A 19,672-nucleotide genomic window follows, 5' to 3' on the forward strand; every position below is an offset into this window, starting at 1 on the left:
TGCATCAAGGGTACATTTTACCTCCATTGGTAAATTCTTTCCTAGAAATCACCTTGAATAATTTATTTCTTGGAAGTTCCTTCTCAAACAAGATAATCAAATTTAATAGACCAAAAACTTCTGCGATTGGCAAAGATCAAGCAGATGACCCCATTAAATACTTTTCTGCAAAAGAGAATCAAAATTTAGAGTAGTCAAAGGCAAAAGATCGCCAGTCCTCAAGCTTGATTTGTCGCCTTATCCTGCAACCAGTTTTTAAACATCCTCTTAAGCTTTTATGGATGGACTGTTACCGAAACTGAGCTGCAAATTACTCAATCCATGATGATGTCCGCATTAGAGATAACATCTTGGATCTGGGTATTATCCTAAAAAATATGAAAAAGCACCTCTTGAGAGGCAAGTCACTACCATCCCAAAGGCGCGATCGCTATATTCAGCCACTTGGCTTGCAAAGTCTTAAAGTTCAATCAGTCACTCTATCGACAGGTAAAAAGTCTTTGAGCGCTTCTGCTTCACCAGCTTTCACCACTGGGATAGACAGGGGTACTGGATTGGCGATCGCAAATAACTGTTGTAGTTGACTCAAACCTGTCAAACCACCACATAACAATACTTGGTCGCCGACTTGCAAATCCATGCCCCCATCCGGATAGCGGATAAACTTGCCATCTCGCCGGATCGCTTGTACTTCGACTCCATATTGCTTGGCGATATCTAAATCTGCAAGGGTTTTACCTAGTGTTGGCGCGTCTGCATTGACTGTAACCCACTGACAAGCACTATTTTCTCCGGGAACAGCCACTTGTCCCTTAGCGAATTCTGCCAAAGCTGCTAGTTCTTCATCAGCTCCCACCACCAATAAGCGATCGCCTTCTGCCAATTTGGTTTGATTTTTGGGATAATCGATTTCTTCGCCGTTAGCGCGGCGAATCGCCATCAAACTCACTCCTGTTAAATAGCGCATATCTGCTTCTTCTACGCTCATGCCAATTAAGGGCGAATTCGATGGCAGAGGATACCAGCGCTGATTTAAATCGCGGGTGGCTTGGCGCAAATCACGAGCAACTTCAGTTGCAGAGCGCTCTGGGCGCAAATCTAAATAATGATCGTTGCGGATTTGCTGCATTTCTCGTTGGACTACAGGCGGCGACAACAAGCCTAAGCCAGTTAATAAATAGGTTGCCATTTCTAAGCTGGCTTCAAACTCTGGTTGTACAACTTCCCTGGCTCCCAATTGATACAGCACCTCAATATTTTTATCCTGGGTAGCACGGACAACCAAATCTAATTCTGGGCGCAATTCTAAAGCGCGTTTCAAGCAAAGACGAGTACTTATGGGATCTGGGAGTGCGATCGCCATTCCTTTGGCATGATTCACCCCAGCAGTTTCCAAAACGTGTAAACTAACGCAATTACCATAGACATAAGACACCCCAGCCTCGCGCAACTGCTGAATTCTCCTCTCCGATTGGTCGATTACTAGCACAGGTAGGTCGTGTTGCTGCAACAACTTCACCAAATTCTTGCCGACTCGCCCATAGCCGCAAACTACTACATGGTCTTTGAGAGGCAAATCTTCCGACACATCCTGCACCTCATCTTCTTGTAAGTACGGTTTTAACCAAGGCATTGATTCGGCAAAGTTAAATAAAAATGGCACTAACCGCAGTACAAAAGGAGTCAGCATCAGAGTGACTGCGGTGGTTCCCAAAATTAATAAGTATATTTGTCGAGACACCAGCCCTAAAGACTGCCCTTCACTAGCGAGAACAAAGGAAAATTCCCCAATTTGCGCCAGTCCCAAACCGGCGATTATGGCTGTTTTCAAAGGATAGCGAAACAGTCTCACTAAGGGCGTGATAATCAAAAATTTACCGACGAAAACTATTGCCACTAATACCAAAATTAATTCCAGGTTGTTCCACAAAAACACTGGGTCAATTAACATCCCAATGGCGGCAAAAAATAAACTGGCAAAGATATCTCGCAGTGGTTCGACATAAGTCAGGGTTTGGTCGGCGTACTCCACCTCAGAAATCATCAAACCCGCGACAAATGCCCCCATTTCAATGGACAGTCCCAAATGCTCTGTCAACAGGGCAATGCCTAAACACAGGGCTACAACCCCTAATAAAAATAGTTCTTTACTTTCGGTACGGGCTAGCAGTTGCAACAAAGGCGGTATCAGCCAAATCCCCGCAGCTACAGCCCCAGCAGCAAATAAAGCAATCGAACCTAGCGCTGTTAGGACAGCGATGCCAATAGTTTCTGCTGGTTGGTTGAGGGCTGGTAAGACTGCTAACATCAGTCCTAGTGCCAAGTCCTGGACTACTAAAATCCCTAGCATCACTTGCCCGTGGGGCGTTTCTGTTTCGTTACGCTCCATCAAGCACTTAAGGACAACCGCTGTGGAAGACAAAGACAGAATACACCCCAAAAACATCCCCTTCGCAGGTAAGGCTCCCCAGGCTCCGCTTAACCCGCAGACTAAAACTGTCACCAAAATTGTCAAAGCAATCTGGAGTCCACCTCCACCAAGAGCGATCGCTTTTACCTTCTTCAGTTCCGCAAAGGAAAATTCTACACCCAAGGCGAATAACAAAAAGGCGACCCCGAACTGTGCCAGAGTCTCGACTTGAATCAGTTCTTTAATCAATCCCAGTCCCGTTGGCCCAATGACTATCCCACCAATGAGATACCCCAGCAGCACGGGTTGTTGCAAAAGTGCCGCTAATAGTCCGCCACAGGCTGCAACACCTAGAACTAAAACTAAATCAACAATTAACCGAAAATCTTCTTGCACCAGTTTTAAAAGAACTATTAAGACTTATTAATTCAGAATACAAACGTTTTACGATCTCAAACAGCTTGTTTAATAAAGGAATGACAAAATTTACTTATTTTTAAAGGAGTGGACAGTAGGTGAGCAGTAAGGATACATCAAGGTTTTTAAAGGTATTTTGATTCACGAGTATCAAAGGTGGATTTATCCAGTTCAAACACTCGTTAACGGAGTTCAAAGGTGGATTCATCCACTTCAAATACTCGTTAACGGAGATCAAAGACTTATTATTGCATTATTTAAGACGCATCTTTTCTGGCTCCATGCCCGATGCCCATTAAATTTACGTGAGTTAGACAGACCTCTTTTTCCCAGCCTTCCTCTCCTTTTAGGAGCTACGGTGTACACACAAGTGTTGGTGCAGTGTATCTATCCCGCCTCGGAATAAATTCCGAGTCTCATAACGAAAGTCTTCTAAAAGAAGACTAAACTAAATTTCTTATTTAGTCTTCTTTTAGAAGACTTTAGCTATCAGCCTGGAACTTTAGTTCAGGGCGGGATATTTGCTCAGTGTGGGACTTTTACTTGAACAAAAATATTGGGTGGGTAGGATTTTTAGAGATGTGTGTACACCGTAGCCTAAAAGGCGAACGCGAGTGCGTCTCCCCTTGGGAGAGGGAGGAGTAACGAAATTAGAGGGTTTTTGCTCCCCTCTCTTCTCTTCTCTTTCAGAGACGCACTCGCGTTCGAGACGCGCAAGGGACGTAGGAGAGGGGCTGGGGGAGAGGTCAAAATAGCACTCGTCGAACTCACGTTAAATTTTAGGGGAACTGAGGGCATTCAATAATAGCAGCGACCACGGCAGTTTAATATCAGGTATGAGCCATGAGTAGTTTCTCAGTACAGGCAACGCAGCAGGTAGTACAAAACGCAGAGAGCGTAATGATGCGGGCCGATCGCCATTTTCATCTACAAGATTATATTTCTTAGCCAGTTCGGCAACAATCTGTACGCGTCCTGTATGGCGGATAAGATTTGGCTCACTAGCAAGTGCAGCGATCGCTCGTCCAGTAAATAACGGAGTTTCCCAGTTGTAGCGATCGCTCAAGAATGAGTTTTTCGGGTGATTAGCATTAGTTTGTTTCATCTCAGAAGCAAAACTAGAAAAAAGCTCAGTACCAACAATACCCGGCCAAATTGAAACAGAAGTGACGTTATAGGGTTTTAACTCAACAGCCATATTAGCAGCAAGGCGATCGCAAGCTGCTTTACCAACACCATAAACTGTATTAAACAGATAAAACATACTACCCCACGAGGAAATAGTACAAATGAGTCCAGAGTTACGCTTAGTCATCATCCGAGCTGCAAAAACACTTGCAACATAGTGGCTGCGAAGACCAACATTGTTGCTAGCATCCCAAAGACTTGGTTCAGAATCCCAAAAAGGCTGTCCCTGAGCGTCTTTTAATGCCTGAACTCCTGAGTAAGCATTATTTACCAATAGGTCGAGTTGGCCATTTTGCTCATCTTGAATGCGATCGAAAAGCAAACGCACCTGCTCATCCTCGCTGTGGTCTACTTGGACGGGAATGCATACACCACCGACTTCCTCAATGGCTGATTTCGTTTCACTAAGACTTCCTGAAACCCCCTCACTGGAAGAGTTGTTGAGGCTGCGACCCGTGACGTATACAGTTGCACCTGCTTCACCAAGACCAATGGCAATTCCTCTACCAATTCCCCGCGTCGCACCTGTTACCAAAGCCACTTTACCTTCAAGGTGTTTCATGAGCGCTCATTTCTAATTTTTTAGCGTTAAATATTGATTATTACAATATTCTTTCGTCGCTGTGACTGAAACAACTTCTACTTCTATCGGTTTTTCTTTAGTTCCGTCGATCAGAAATTCACTAGCTCCTTCACGAGGTTTTTTCGGATTTCCCCAATCATAGGTGTAACCTAAACCCGTCCAAGGATAATGTTCTTGGCTAGCAACGGCATAAGAAGTTGTGTATATCTCTTGCAAAATCGGATAACTAGCAGGAATCGGAATCTTAAAAACATTACAACTAGAATCATTAATTTCTGGATCGACACATGGTCTACTTAAATCTTCAGCTTTCACCCACATTTCGACAAAATGCGTCTTATTTGAATTTCTATTTAAAATTAAGCCTAAATACTGCTGTAACCTCAGAGAAAGCATAATATTACCGGGAATATTTATACCTATCCCCTTACAATTTTGACAAAATTCCTTAACTTGAGGAACGGCTGTTAACCAAGTCCGTGCTTCTATACTTTTTTTTGTACCTACTTTCCAATCCTCGGTTGGGTTTTTGACATATTTCCAACTTGCCATCAGATATTCAATTTTGCCGTTATTTTCTCTCCACTTGATTTGAGGATTAGTTTTTGACAACGACCAAAGATTTTTTATTACTTTATCTTCACTCGGTCTTTTTGCATCCTCAATCCCTGCATCTAACTGTTTTTTCAGAGCCTTATAACTTTCTGGTTTATTTTTCTCCAAATACTCATTGACATTTGGATTGGTTTCTAATTGCGCTAACAAATCCTTTCTGAGCTTTGATGTACTCTGTATGGGAATTTCTCTAGCTAGCAAACTGGAAGATCCGACTGCCAAAAATGCACCTGTCAAGCCTAAAAATACTTGAGTATTTAATTTTTTCATTAAAATAATCCTGTGGATTGATAACAATAGGGTGAATGTTCCATCCCATGTAAATATGGGTCAACTCAAAGATTGAATCTGATTTTATATTTATGTTTGGCTGAGATAATATTGTGCTTAATATTTTTAATTAACTCTAGTTGTAGAAAAATGAATATTTATGAGCTAGTAGTACTCTGTCAAGAGTAAATTGATGGATAAGCAAGTTGCTAGTAGGGAATAAAGTCTTTATAGGCTATTTATAAAGTAAATTTAAAGGTGGTGACTTAAGGGTAATGGCAAAAATAGGATACTTTGAAGACAGTGTATATACTTAGTATGCATTGGCTTGAAAAGCTTATTCTATCGACCTTAGGGCCTCTCATTCTTAACTATTCCCTAAGATAGATTTTTTCCTCGGAAAGCGTAATAAACAATTTAGGATTTGTATTAAAGCAGATAGGGATTTTAACCAAATGGGTCGTCATTAGACTCAATGTATTTGCATGAACATCACTTTTGATAACTGGAGTCAACTTTTTCTTGTTCTCAATGTTTTCAATTAAATGAAAAAATATCTAAATAATTAAAAATTAACGTTATGTCCAATACACCTAAGAAACCAGATCCGAATTCTTCTAATACACTAGACCCAAATTCTTCTAATACACCAGACCCAAATTCTTCTGAACAAAATAATATTGTTTATAACTTATTTAATAGTATTTTTCCTAATTCTCCTTATTTTAAGTTTATAAATAATACATTTTTTGCACATTTTTTAAGTAATCACCCTGTTATTGCCAATTCCTTAATTTTTTTGATTGTATTTTTAACGGGTGGAAATTTATATCAAAGTTTTATAATCAATAGAATTTCCGATTCAACTTACCAAAATAAAATATGTCAAGAAACCACAAAATTGATAGAAGAAGAATTAGAAACCAAGAACAAATCAGGTACTGTAACTGCTTCTTATAAAGCATTCGAGGATAATAAGAATGTGAGCTTGTTACCATTTAGTTGTGAATACTCAATAGAAGATGAAAATAAAAATATATCTAAAAGGGGAATTTATTTGAGATATACGCCTGTTTTTGGTGAATACATTAATGAAGAGTATAATAAGAAAAGTGCTGGTAAAAAAATGGAAATGAACGAAGTATGTAAGCACAGTACTATAGTAATGCAAATGGAAAAATATGCTAAAGATAACTCTCTTTTTGACAAAAGTAAAGGAGATACTATAAAACCAGGAAGGGCTGAGATTTTAACAAACAAACCACATGCTTATCCAGTACATCGATGGGTTTGTCATTTTTCGGTTTCAAAAAAAACCAAAGAAGTTAAACCTTCTCTAGGAGGTGGTAACGATTATATGATAGACCTCAACTTAGAACCATATTGCCGAATAAAAGCTTCTGAAGATAATAATCAGTTTACAGTACCTCACTATCGTGATTATGATAATCCTTATTCTTTCTATTGTACAAATCCTTTTTCAATTTCTGATCCTGAATGATTTTATGTAAACAAGGGAGCGACTAGACCAAAAAAATCGATGCAAAAATGTGCTTTTATATGTTTAGTTTTTATTAGGAAATAAGATGCGTTTCCTCTGGTAGTCGGACACAGGCATCACAACAGACAAATAAAGTGGTTTATTACTGCCGACCTGTACTAATATTTTTTACTCAACACTTCTTTTTCCAGCTAACATATCTGCGACAGGAAGCGATCGCACTCACTCTAAAAAATGCGTATAATTACTTAATGATTGCAGCAATTTTCAGATAAATCGACTATATCTTACGGATACAGCAATGCTCATTAGTCTGTTTCTGGAAAATATTATGAGGCTACACTAATAATCTCTAGCCTGTGGAAAACATTGTTTTCTCGTTTCTATGAGGGGTCTGACCCCCTCTTTATCATCTGTATCCACCAGTGGGAAGGGGTTTTGGTCAAGCCATGCTTATTGGTAATCAACTTGAGCGTTTATTCACAGGATGACGCTGGCTAAACAAGCGATTAAACTATGGATAATGTCAAGCAATTGTTGCTTTTAACACCACTTACATAAATTTAATCTCATTGTTAAATCTAAAACCTCATTCTGTTAAATAAAATACCAGTTATGCCAGCGTATCAAGGAAGTTATGGGGAAACCACCGATTTAATTATTGGTGGTAACAACCAAGAAAACCTCGAATTAACAGCAAATTCTGCTCCTGTGGGTGCTCTTGCCACAAGACAAGGAACTTTTTCTACGTTTCTTGCTCCCCTAACTCAGGATACTTTTAAACAGGTTGTTCAGGATGTCGAGCAAAAATTACAGATTGTTCATCAAACCCTATCAATGTTGGATTCTCATGGGTTTGAAACCATTCTGCAAGAAATGTTGCATTCGATTACCTTGAAAACCGGAGAATTACTGGGGGCAGACCGAACGACAATATTTTTATTGGATGAAGAAAAACAAGAACTTTGGTCAATTCTAGCTGAGGGCGAGGGCGGTCGGTCTTTAGAAATTCGCATCCCCGCAAATAAAGGCATTGGTGGTGAAGTCGCCACTTTCAAGAAAGTTATCAATATTCCCTTTGATTTTTATAACGATCCGCGATCGCATTTTGCCCAAGAACAAGAAAAGAGAACTGGCTATCGCACCTACACCATGCTAGCTTTGCCACTCTTAAATGAACATGGGCAATTAGTTGCAGTAGTGCAATTACTGAATAAATTAAAATCTAAGAATCATTATGATGCTCTACTTGCAGAGCGCATTGATACCAAAGGTTTTACCCGTGCTGACGAACAATTATTTCAAGAATTTGCTCCTTCGATTTGTCTGATTTTAGAGTCCTCGCGCTCTTTTTATGTAGCTACTCAAAAACAAAGAGCAGTAGCGGCGCTGATGAAGGCAATCAAGTCACTTTCTCAAAGCAGTCTTGACTTAGAAGACACCCTGAAGCGGGTGATGGATGAAGCCAAGGAACTGATGAATGCCGATCGCAGTACACTATGGTTAATAGACCGCGATCGCGATGAATTGTGGACGAAAATCACTCAGGATGATGGTTCAACCAAAGAGTTACGAGTCCCTGTAGGTAGAGGTTTTGCTGGGATAGTAGCGGCTTCTGGTAAGAAGTTGAATATTGGCTTTGATTTGTACTACGATCCTGACTCAGAGACAGCCCAAAAACTAGACCAGCAAAATGGTTATCGTACCTGTAGCTTGCTTTGTATGCCAGTATTTAATGCCGATCAACAACTGATTGGTGTTACCCAACTCGTAAATAAAAAGAAATCCGGGGACTTTCCCCCTTATAATCCAGCTGATTGGCCCAAAGCTCCCGACTGCTTCCAAGCTAGCTTTGACCGCAACGATGAAGAGTTTATGGAAGCTTTTAATATTCAAGCGGGAGTCGCGCTGCAAAATGCTCAGTTATTTGCCACAGTCAAGCAACAAGAACAAATGCAACGGGATATTCTGCGTAGTCTTTCCAATGGCGTGGTTTCCACTGATAAAACTGGGTTAATTATCGCCGCCAATGAAAGCGCCCAACGTTTGCTAGGGCTGGGAGTAGATGACCGTTTAGAAGGTAAATTAGTTACTGACGCGATCGGCATCAAAGAAGGCGACTTTAGCAAGTGGTATCAGGATGCTTTACATGCAGTTGACTTAAAAGGTCGTCAGCAATATTACCCGGATCGCACACTGATCGGCACTGGTACAGAACAACATAGTATCAATTTATCGATTAACACAATAGCCGATGCTAGCGACCAAGAGCAAGTCCGGGGAGCGCTGGTAGTGATGGAAGACATCAGTGATGAAAAGCGGCTCAAGAGTACAATGTACCGCTACATGACCCAGGAATTAGCCGAAGAATTGCTGAAATTAGATGACGCTAAACTCGGAGGCGATCGCAAAGAAGTTTCGATTTTATTTTCCGATATTCGCGGTTACACCACATTAACAGAAAACTTGGAAGCAGAAGAAGTGGTGAGTATGCTCAATGAATATTTTGAATCAATGGTGGAGGCAGTTTTTAAACATAAAGGCACTCTTGACAAATATATCGGCGATGCCATCATGGCTGTATTTGGTTCTCCTCTACCATTAGAAGAACACGCTTGGATGGCAGTACAAACATCCTTAGAAATGCGCGATCGCTTACACGAATTTAATCAACGTCGCCATATAGATAATAAGCCCAGAATTAAAATCGGTATTGGCATCAACTCAGATACCGTGATTAGTGGGAATATTGGCTCTAGTAAACGGATGGAATTTACCGCCATTGGTGATGGCGTTAATCTTGGCTCCCGATTAGAAAGTGTTAGTAAACAGTATGGTTGCGATATTATTATTAGCCATAACACTTTTAAACCTTGCCAAGACAATATTTGGGCTAGGGAACTAGATTACATTCGTGTTAAGGGTAGAAACGAACCAGTAGCCATATACGAATTACTGGGTTTGCGTTCCAATCCAATTGAAAGCGAAAAATTGCAAGTGATTGAGCATTATCACAAAGGACGCGAATATTACCTCAAACGCGATTTTAACCGTGCTAGAGCTGAATTTGCCCTAGTTTTGGCAGCAGACAGCCAGGACAAAGCTGCTATGTTGCATCTGTTGCGTTGTCAGCATTGGTTACAATCACCCCCAACAGAATCAGATTGGGATGAAGGAGTCTGGACATTTCAGGAAAAATAACTCCACCGACTTTTCGATTAGGGCTTGTAACTAATACCAATTTTAAAAAATATATAGATTAACTGATTATTTGTCACTTTTAACAACTTGTGTAGCAGATTTCAATTGTGGCGAGGTACACAAGCTAAATCTGTTATATCGTGTTTGCTGAGAGACTTATCATTAAAACCGCAGTTATTGCTGGGGAAAAGAGGATTTCTTAGTTTTTGTACAGATCCGCGAATTATAACTAATTAGGCGGACATGATATTACCCAATCTAAAATAATAGGCTGTTTAAATGGAGTGATTTGCTATATTAGTAAATTAAACAATATGTTGAAAAATAACTTTTAGTAAATCTCCTTGTTTAAAAGGCTTAGTTAAATAGCCTGATGCTCTCACCATCTTAGCTTTAGCTCTATCTAGAAATCCTACTTTTTCTGACACCATAATCACAGGCGTATTTTTAAAATATGAGTGTTTACGCAGCAAAGAGCAGAGTTCATATCCATCAAGATTAGGCATTGATATATCTAACAAAATTATGTCTGGTTTTATCCGGATAATCTGCATTAGAGCCTTTAAAGAATCAGTGACTCCGATAACAGAAAAAGTTTGCTCATCTAAATAACTTTTAATAGCATTCAATACCGTAGGATTGTCATCAATACACAAGATTGTGTAGATTTTTCTGTCAGCAGGCGGTTGGATGATTTGCTGACCCCTGTGTGCATTAGTATTAATCGAGTAGGCTGCTGGTTTAAAGCTGTGTATTTTCGGCAATTTTGGCGTAGTTTTGGCTTTAGATTGTAGTTCATTTATTTGGAAAAATTGTGAGGTATGTGATTGATAACTTGGTGATGTTTGACGATAAACCGCTGCATTTTGGGGCGTTAAACATCGTTCAACTAATAAACGAACATTTAGATGACAAAACTTTGGCATATCATCCAGAAAACTCTCAGGAATAAATTCATAACTTCCCTCCTCTAAATTCAGAAATGACTCTAGAACTTCTAGGGCTAATTGCTCTATCAGCATTGCTGCTTGAGAAGAACTGATATATTTCTGATTGACTAACCAACAAATAGCCAGATAATCTGGGTTCGGTATTGCCTGATTTTCAATACCAGTTTCAAATATCGCCCGCAACTGATCTTTGATTCCGTCAGGGAGAGTAGAAATTTGCTGACTCAAGCGTTGCAAATTTCTGTAAAGCGGCTCAAACATTTTCTCTGAGTAGCTAGCATAAATTAGTTTCCCCTCATCTACATATATTGACCAAGAGCCTGATGTGCTAAACACTTGTAAACAACCAGTAACCGACTTACCAGTGATTTTTTTCAACAAAGTTAGAGGCTGGAGCTTTTGAAAAAATCTGTATCTACTAATCGGAAGTGTCTTCATTGCGATCGCTCTGAAATAAAATTAACATTTGCAGGCAAAATTAGTGAATTACGTTTTCGGAATTCACGTGACTTTGTTGAAAGCACTATTCAGATAAATATAGCGGTCATATTTGAGTTAGTACAGAGATTCCACACCCCCCAACTCTTAATTCACCAATCTCTGTTAAGCTATAATCCACAACTTACAACTAAACCAATTAATGCTACTGACCAATAGCAAAATTGCCCGACTAATTGTCAGGATATAGTATTTCAAAAATTAGATTGGTTTTCTGTATCTTTAGCTAATCTAGCCAATCTAACAGTAACTCAAGTGCCACACAAAGACCATTGGCTCTCGCCCATCAGTCACAAAAGTATCATTGTTATCCGTATTTTGTAGCCTAAAATTATAGATACTTGAATTCTCTTGCAAAAGTTTTTTGTCCCTTATCCTCAAGTCTGGAGCGACCAAAATCTACTGTAATGTAAACGTAAATGTTTCTCCATCAAGACTTATAAGCATTAATTGCGCGCTGACGAAGTATGTTTTTATATCCGTGACGAAAGTCGCTGGGTACTTTTTCAAGAAGTTTATTCTTGAGGGTAACTTTACAATCAAAAAAGTATTATTCAAAACTAAGCATTCCAAAAGTTCAATATCTTACTTAAGTTTGTGATTGTAGAGCAACTCTTAGTTTTGGGATTCGGCAAAATTATCGCTTGCACAACAATAATGGTAAACCTCCGCCTAAGAATGAGTTTGCTGATAATTGCCGCCATGATAGTGTGTGGTGAGATGCGCAGGCGACTAAATCAGCAGAAGGGAATCTCTTCATAAGTACTGGAAACGGGTTTTAATGTTGTGTGAACCTAAATAATCACCCTGCACAAATCGGTGTGACAAATTCAAGAACTTACTGGGAAATTCTTGATTAGTAGTAGATAGCTTGCAAAATAGCTGTTTTCAGCTAGATGGTAGATAACAAGTAACATACTAACTAAAACTTAGATTACTATAATTTTCAAAAAAAATTAGCAGAAATATATAAACTTCATAATAAATCAGTCAAGTAAACATGAAAACTAATTGATATCATCTTCCAGAGAATTGTTATAAATATTTATTTGTTAAAATGTCCGGGAAAGCTGAAAATGCATAGTAAAAGATAATTATATGTTTGCTTATTGAATTACGCTTAGAAAAAACTGAATTATTTTATGGTAGCAATTTAACCGAAAAATCCTAAGTTTGAAAAATCACAAATATAAATACAAAATTGTACGCTTAGGCGTAGCCTGTCGTAAACATCACATTCATCAACCCATAAGATATATGTAGCAAAAAGACGCAAAGAATTTCTTTGCGTCTTCAGAGTGAGATTTATAAGTGGACATTCTCACCGTTATACTTTCTCCATCTACTTAAAATTGCTCCCGCCAGCACCAGCTTAAAAGTGTACCACCAGCTATCAGCTTGACTACTTCCAGCAGCCAATAACTACCGTGTAGTAAATTCATTGTCGATGGAATAGCAGCAGCAGCTTCAAATAAGTTGAGTTGAACTCCTATAGCGCACATCTGCGGAGTTAAGAAATAAGTGTCAAGCACAGCGATAGTCAACAGCAGCACAGATAAAACAATACTGCCAATACTCCAGTGATATCGGGTTTTGCTCAAAGCTAGTGCCCCAGTCAGCACTACAGCAGCTGATAATAATTCCATCCGATTGAAGTTCCAAAAAATCGCATAGCCTGCTGTCGTAAAACCAGCTTGACTCATCATCCCAGAAAGATAAAGACTAGGCATAATTACCCAATCTAAAACTAGACTAGCACTGAGCCAAAAGCCCAAGGTCAATACGATCGCGGTTTGCCAAATTGGTCGTTTGAATTCAATGTTAGAAATAGCAGTCATAAAATAATTGCATGTGTTGTATTTCTTTAGTTTCTAACTTCACCAGCAATTTGACAACTAATATCAATTAACCTTTACAAAGCGATCGCTCTTAACATTCTGAAGTCAATACCAAGATTTTTTAAACTAAGTTAATAAATCTTAAGATTTTATAAAAAGCAATTTAAATAGATTTTTTCTGCGAGAAATACTCAAGCATGACTTTTGAGCAACTCTTAAGAATCCATAACTCAATACGCTTAGGTTAAGAGTTATTTATGTATAGGTTGCCCTTTAATTATGAACTCAATCCCAATATTTATAAATACTTAACTTTTTATTGTAAAGTAACTAAGCGATCGTACTCATTCTCTCCTTTGACAGCTATCTAGCATAACAGTAACATTGTCATTTTTGAACGCAGATATGATATGAAAACAGCGTGTGTTCCACAATGTCTTAGACTACGCCATTTGCGATCGCATATCGTGGCAATATTTTACTATCTGTGTGAATTAGTGTACTGTTGAGTTTATTCGATAAATCACGAGCTTTTACCCGTGAATCTGCCTGCAAAAGTGAAATATTGTATGTACGTGCATCTATAACCAACAAAAGCGACGGATTTCGAGCAACATAACCCATAATTACAGCAGTTTTCATGTATTTGAACCACACTTATCGTAGGGGTACAAGGTTTTGCACCCCTACCACGTGGTCTATTTACCTGAAAATAGCTGTAAATTCACCAAATATCTGTTATGTCAAGTCCGGTTAATTACTGATGATTACCGCATCTGTGCAAAAATCCCAAAAGTCTCTTTCCCCCAGCAAGAAATGCAATCTACGATCTAAATGATAAGTCTTTAGTCGGACAAAATATTAAATATAGCTTTATTTCATATATTTTCGTATAAAGCATCTATCTTAAGACATACTCTTTTAGATGTTTAGTTATACAGTACACTTCGCATGGTGGATTGACTTAAAGATATTTACAGATGTTATGATTTGTATTACTGTAATGTTATGATTTGTGTTGTACTTTTCAGTTACCAATTAGTAAATTATTTGTTGGTTTTAACTGAAAAAGCTTAATTTAGGGCTAAGAAGGCAATTTCAGCAAACTTAGAAACCTTTAATACACACAAGTATTCCTTAAAAAAAGTTAAGCTTTTGTTACAAGGAACTCAGATACATTTAAATTCTGAATTTTCAGGAGTTACTGAGGTAAGTATGTTGATTACTGAGTATTAGACTTTATTAATGAGGAGATATTGTACTGGTATTTTGAATAGAATGCAGTGAGTCATCTTTGTTTTTAGCCATTTTATGGTTTGAGACTAATGCAAAAAAAACAGCAAGATGAGAATTAATCATTTCTGTAATATCAAATGTCAGCCTAGAGATAGACAATGATAAACAATATGAGTAGTTTACTAAGATATGAGTCTTGCAAAATCTAACGATCGGAAAGTTGTTAAAGACAAATATAGTGGAGTTAATAAAAATTCAGGTAAACTTCCTAAAAGTCAACTGTTATTATGAAGCAAATAGAATGTAGCGAGTTTAGTAATATAAGGTTTGAGACTAATGCTAACAAATAGCAAACTAACGATTAATCAGGGTTCTAATCTCAAATTGAAGCTTGGAGATCGACGATACAATCAGTTGCCTAGACTAGAATTTTTGCGAAATGGTACAGTTGGAAAGCCACTATATTTACATGTAGTGGAATAAATCTGAATTCAGATGAATTTCCTAAATTTAAAGTCAACAATCCACAGAAGAAGCAGGCAAGTATTGTGCCAATATACTGCTAGTATGGCTAGTTGACTTGTTTGAGGTTATGCCAAATTAAAGGTTAACCCATCTACAGAATTTACTCAAATGAATAATGTTGTTTAAAAACATTGCCAGTCAGTAATAAACGTTAGCTTTTAATAAAAAGCTAATTTTGTCCTGTCTTTTATCTGAAAAGGTAAAAAGCATAGTCGTTTGCTGGCATTCATGAAGGTAAATCGCAACTATTACCGAAATCTCACAATTTTGTAATTGGAATCAGGTCAACACACATGAATAAAGTTCAAGCATCATTTGAAGCTACCGAAACTGCATTTCACGTGCAAGGTTACGAAAAAATCGATTTTAGTCTTGTCTATGTGAACGGTGCATTTGATATTGAAAACCGAGAAATTGCAGATAGCTACGCCAAATTTGGTCGCTGTCTGATTGTAATTGATGCCAATGTTAATGAACTTTATGGCGATCAAATCAAGTCATATTTTAGACACTATGACATTGAACTGACAGTATTTCCGATCATCATTACAGAACCGGCTAAAACCCTGGCAACCTTTGAAAAAATTGTTGACGCTTTTTCGAACTTCGGTTTAGTTCGTAAAGAACCAGTTTTAGTTGTCGGTGGTGGTCTAGTTACTGATGTGGCTGGATTTGCTTGTGCTGCTTACCGTCGCAAGAGCAACTATATCCGCATTCCTACCACGTTGATTGGTTTAATTGATGCAGGTGTAGCAATTAAGGTTGCAGTTAATCATCGTAAGGAAAAAAATCGCTTGGGAGCATATCATGCACCTTTGAAAGTGATTCTGGATTTCTCATTCTTAAAAACCTTGCCAACTGCTCAAGTTCGCAATGGGATGGCAGAGTTGGTGAAAATTGCGGTAGTTTCTAACTTGGAAGTCTTTGAACTGCTATACAAACATGGCGAAGAACTGCTTTCCACTCACTTTGGACATGTCAATGCAACACCGGAAATTAAAGAGATTGCCCATAAAGTCAACTATGAAGCAATCAAAACTATGTTGGAGTTAGAGACTCCTAACTTGCATGAAATAGACCTCGATCGCGTCATCGCCTACGGTCACACTTGGAGTCCTACCTTAGAATTAGCACCTCAGATACCTCTATATCATGGTCATGCGGTCAATATAGATATGGCTTTGTCTGCAACCATTGCAGCACAACGCGGCTATATCTCCACAGAAGAGCGCGATCGCATCCTAGACTTGATGAGTCGTATCGGTTTATCACTCGATCACCCTCTTTTAGATGGGGATTTGCTCTGGTATGCTACCCAGTCTATAAGCTTGACACGAGATGGCAAACAACGCGCAGCTATGCCTCGTCCGATTGGTGAGTGCTTCTTTGCTAACGATCTGACTCGTGAAGAACTTGATGCTGCCCTAGCTGAACACAAACGTCTTTGTGCTAAATACCCTCGTGGCGGAGAAGGGGTTGACGCATACATTGAAAGTCAAAAAGGCAAGCTAGTAGGGGTGTAAAGATATGACCGAAAACGACTCATGATACAAGCCCCTAAATTTATTTACGGGGATCATTAATTTTGAATTTTGAATTTTGAATTTTGAATTCGGAGCGAAGCGACGTGACGAGTGTTTTAGGGCGAGAAACAGCTAGACCGATAACGCCACACAGTATCTTAGTAGCCCAGCTACAGCAAACCCTCCAATTAGCCCAAGAGAAGAACATTCCCGTAGAGATATTAGATTCTTTACGGCAGGGAGTTCAATTAGCGGCGGGTTTAGATCCCTACTTGGATGATTACACCACCCCGGAATCGAACGCATTAACAGCATTAGCGCAAAAAACAAGCATTGAAGACTGGAGCAAACGCTTCAGTGATGGTGAAACAGTGCGTCAACTAGAGCAAGAAATGCTCTCAGGACATCTGGAAGGACAGACATTGAAAATGTTTGTTCATATCACCAAAGCAAAGCGGATTTTAGAAGTAGGAATGTTCACAGGGTATTCAGCTTTAGCAATGGCAGAAGCATTACCAAGTGATGGGCAACTTATCGGTTGCGAAGTAGATCCTTATGTTGCTGAATTTGCTCAGGCTTGCTTTAGTGAGTCTCCCCACGGCGACAAAATCGTTGTGGAAGTAGCACCTGCTCTAGAAACACTCCATAAACTGGCTGCTAGAAAAGAAGTATTCGATCTGATCTTCATTGATGCCGATAAAAAAGAGTACGTAGATTACTTCAAGATCATTTTGGATAGTAACTTACTGACTCCCGACGGTTTAATCTGTGTGGATAACACTTTGTTGCAGGGACAAGTTTACCTACCACCCGAACAACGCACTGCCAACGGTGAAGCGATCGCTCAGTTCAACCGCGTTGTCGCCGCCGATCCTCGTGTAGAGCAAGTTCTATTACCCATCCGAGATGGGATAACGCTAATTAGACGCGTGGTGTAACAAAGTTTGTAGAGATGTTGCAATGCAACGTCTCTACAATAAACACAAAGGAAAGACTTATGGCACAATCAATTTCTTTATCTCTGCCTGAATCCCCAACGTCATCAACAGGTGTTAGGGCTAAGTTAGTAGCTCTATTCAAAACTCTCGGTACTCTGACATTATTACTAATAGCCTTGCCGTTCAATGCTTTGATAGTATTGATATCTTTGCTGTGGGGCATTGTGCGATCGCCATTTCCGAAAAAAGCTGTTGTAGCTGCTCATCCTCAGACTATCTTGGTGAGCGGAGCCAAGATGACTAAAGCATTGCAACTTGCTCGCTCCTTCCATGCCGCAGGACACAGAGTTATTTTGATTGAAGGTCACAAATACTGGTTGTCTGGTCATAGATTTTCAAAAGCGGTAAGTCGTTTTTATACAGTTCCGGCTCCGCAATCAGACCCAGAAGGCTATATCCAGGCGCTAGTAGAAATCGTCAAGCAAGAAAAGGTTGACGTTTATGTACCTGTATGCAGTCCTGTCGCTAGCTATTATGACTCTTTAGCAAAGCCTGTATTATCAGAATACTGCGAAGTTTTCCACTTCGATCCAGATATAACCAAAATGTTGGATGATAAATTTGCCTTTAGCGATCGGGCGCGATCGCTTGGCTTATCTGTCCCCAAATCTTTTAAAATTACAGATCCTCAACAAGTTATCAATTTCGATTTTAGTCAAGAAACTCGCAAATATATTCTTAAAAGTATTGATTACGACTCCGTTCGCCGCTTAAATTTAACCAAACTTCCCTGTCACACCCTAGAAGAGACAGCAGCTTTTGTCAACAGTTTACCCATTAGTCCCGAAAAACCTTGGATTATGCAAGAGTTTATTCCTGGTAAGGAATTATGCACACATAGTACAGTGCGCGATGGGGAATTAAGATTGCATTGCTGTTCAAACTCTTCTGCGTTTCAAATCAACTATGAAAACGTCGAAAATCCCCAAATTCGTCAATGGGTGCAACACTTCGTCAAGAGTTTGGCACTAACTGGACAAGTTTCTTTTGACTTTATCCAAACTGAAGACGGTACAGTTTACGCCATTGAATGCAATCCTCGTACCCATTCGGCAATTACAATGTTCTACAATCACCCCGGTGTTGCAGACGCCTATCTTGGTAAAACTCCCTTAGCTGCACCTCTGGAACCTTTAGCAAGTAGCAAGCCCACTTACTTCCTCCATCACGAAATCTGGCGACTAACTAGTATTCGTTCTTGGAAACAATTGCAAACATCGATTAATACTTTAGTGCGGGGCACTGATGCTATTTACAGTCTTGATGACCCTATACCATTTTTGACTTTGCATTATTGGCAGATTCCCTTACTTTTACTGAAGAATCTGCAACAACTCAAAGGATGGGTAAAAATAGACTTCAACATTGGCAAACTAGTGGAATTAGGTGGCGATTAAATAATTTGTAATTCGTAATGATGCTCGTGCGGACGCTCGAGTAGTCGCTACCGCAACGCTTTCGCTAACGTAATTCGTAATTACAGCAGTTTTCATGTATTTGAACCAACATCTGTCGTCAGGGCACAGCATTGCTCATTAGTGTCAACTTAACGCCAAACCGCTTGTCCGTCGGGAATTGAAATTCCCGCCTCATAGCTCAAGTCATCTGAAGAAGACTAAATATCGCCAAAAATCTCCAGTCTACTGAAGTCAACTTAAACTAAAAGCCGGAAAATTTATTTTCGGGCGGGGATGTAAGCCAACAGATCAGCTATTTCCAGCTGAAGTTGACACATATCAGCAATGCTGTGCCCCTACCGCGTGGTCTATTTACCTGAAAATAGCTGTAAAGAAGAATTAACTATATCATAGCCCCCTCCCCGCAAGCGAAGAGGGGGTTGGGGGTGGGGTTCTTATAGCCCACTCTTGAGGGGGCGACAATACTCGTTAAAGTACCACAGGTAAAGGATTTGAAGTAAC

At 39.4% G+C, this 19,672-nt stretch carries 12 protein-coding genes; 6 read left to right on the top strand and 6 right to left on the bottom strand.

The annotated features are described in order from the left end of the window. Window positions 1–194 (top strand): hypothetical protein (locus RM368_RS34970; RefSeq protein ID WP_322698312.1); only part of this gene is annotated, 194 nt, incomplete at its 5' end. 272 nt (window positions 195–466) lie between these two features. On the opposite strand, the gene RM368_RS34975 is transcribed toward RM368_RS34970, so the two are convergent. The 3 genes from RM368_RS34975 to RM368_RS34985 form a co-directional block, all read right to left on the bottom strand. Next, complete coding sequence (locus RM368_RS34975) at window positions 467–2,806, bottom strand: cation:proton antiporter (protein WP_322698313.1); 2,340 nt, start codon at window positions 2,804–2,806, stop codon at window positions 467–469. Between the two features lie 793 nt (window positions 2,807–3,599). Then, on the bottom strand, window positions 3,600–4,577 hold the full coding sequence (locus RM368_RS34980; RefSeq protein ID WP_322698314.1) for an SDR family NAD(P)-dependent oxidoreductase: 978 nt from the start codon (window positions 4,575–4,577) through the stop codon (window positions 3,600–3,602). Between the two features lie 12 nt (window positions 4,578–4,589). After that, a complete protein-coding gene (locus tag RM368_RS34985; RefSeq protein ID WP_322698315.1) occupies window positions 4,590–5,483 on the bottom strand; it encodes a hypothetical protein in 894 nt (297 codons plus the stop codon). Between the two features lie 580 nt (window positions 5,484–6,063). On the opposite strand from RM368_RS34985, the gene RM368_RS34990 reads away from it, so the two are divergent. Continuing rightward, complete coding sequence (locus RM368_RS34990; RefSeq protein WP_322698316.1) at window positions 6,064–6,984, top strand: hypothetical protein; 921 nt, start codon at window positions 6,064–6,066, stop codon at window positions 6,982–6,984. Between the two features lie 615 nt (window positions 6,985–7,599). Beyond that, window positions 7,600–10,185, top strand: a complete 2,586-nt coding sequence (locus tag RM368_RS34995; protein ID WP_322698317.1) for a GAF domain-containing protein — start codon at window positions 7,600–7,602, stop codon at window positions 10,183–10,185. 305 nt (window positions 10,186–10,490) lie between these two features. Here RM368_RS34995 and RM368_RS35000 read toward each other — a convergent pair whose 3' ends face one another. The 3 genes from RM368_RS35000 to RM368_RS35010 form a co-directional block, all read right to left on the bottom strand. Next, window positions 10,491–11,573, bottom strand: a complete 1,083-nt coding sequence (locus RM368_RS35000) for a response regulator (RefSeq protein WP_322698318.1) — start codon at window positions 11,571–11,573, stop codon at window positions 10,491–10,493. Window positions 11,574–12,979: 1,406 nt separating this feature from the next. After that, a complete protein-coding gene (locus RM368_RS35005; protein WP_322675540.1) occupies window positions 12,980–13,471 on the bottom strand; it encodes a hypothetical protein in 492 nt (163 codons plus the stop codon). Window positions 13,472–13,909: 438 nt separating this feature from the next. After that, entirely contained in the window at window positions 13,910–14,113 is a 204-nt protein-coding gene (locus RM368_RS35010; RefSeq protein ID WP_322698319.1) for a hypothetical protein, read from the bottom strand. A gap of 1,412 nt (window positions 14,114–15,525) precedes the next feature. On the opposite strand from RM368_RS35010, the gene RM368_RS35015 reads away from it, so the two are divergent. The 3 genes from RM368_RS35015 to RM368_RS35025 all read left to right on the top strand — a co-directional run bounded on the left by RM368_RS35015 (window position 15,526) and on the right by RM368_RS35025 (window position 19,150). Beyond that, window positions 15,526–16,755, top strand: a complete 1,230-nt coding sequence (locus tag RM368_RS35015; protein WP_322698320.1) for a sedoheptulose 7-phosphate cyclase — start codon at window positions 15,526–15,528, stop codon at window positions 16,753–16,755. Between the two features lie 104 nt (window positions 16,756–16,859). After that, window positions 16,860–17,693 carry an O-methyltransferase gene (locus RM368_RS35020; RefSeq protein WP_322698321.1) on the top strand — a complete coding sequence of 278 codons (834 nt, stop codon included), beginning with the start codon at window positions 16,860–16,862 and terminating at the stop codon, window positions 17,691–17,693. A 59-nt stretch (window positions 17,694–17,752) separates the two neighbouring features. Beyond that, on the top strand, window positions 17,753–19,150 hold the full coding sequence (locus RM368_RS35025) for an ATP-grasp domain-containing protein (RefSeq protein WP_322698322.1): 1,398 nt from the start codon (window positions 17,753–17,755) through the stop codon (window positions 19,148–19,150). Window positions 19,151–19,672 lie beyond the last annotated feature (522 nt).

Source organism: Nostoc sp. DedSLP03 (genome assembly GCF_034530815.1).
Taxonomy (GTDB): domain Bacteria; phylum Cyanobacteriota; class Cyanobacteriia; order Cyanobacteriales; family Nostocaceae; genus Nostoc.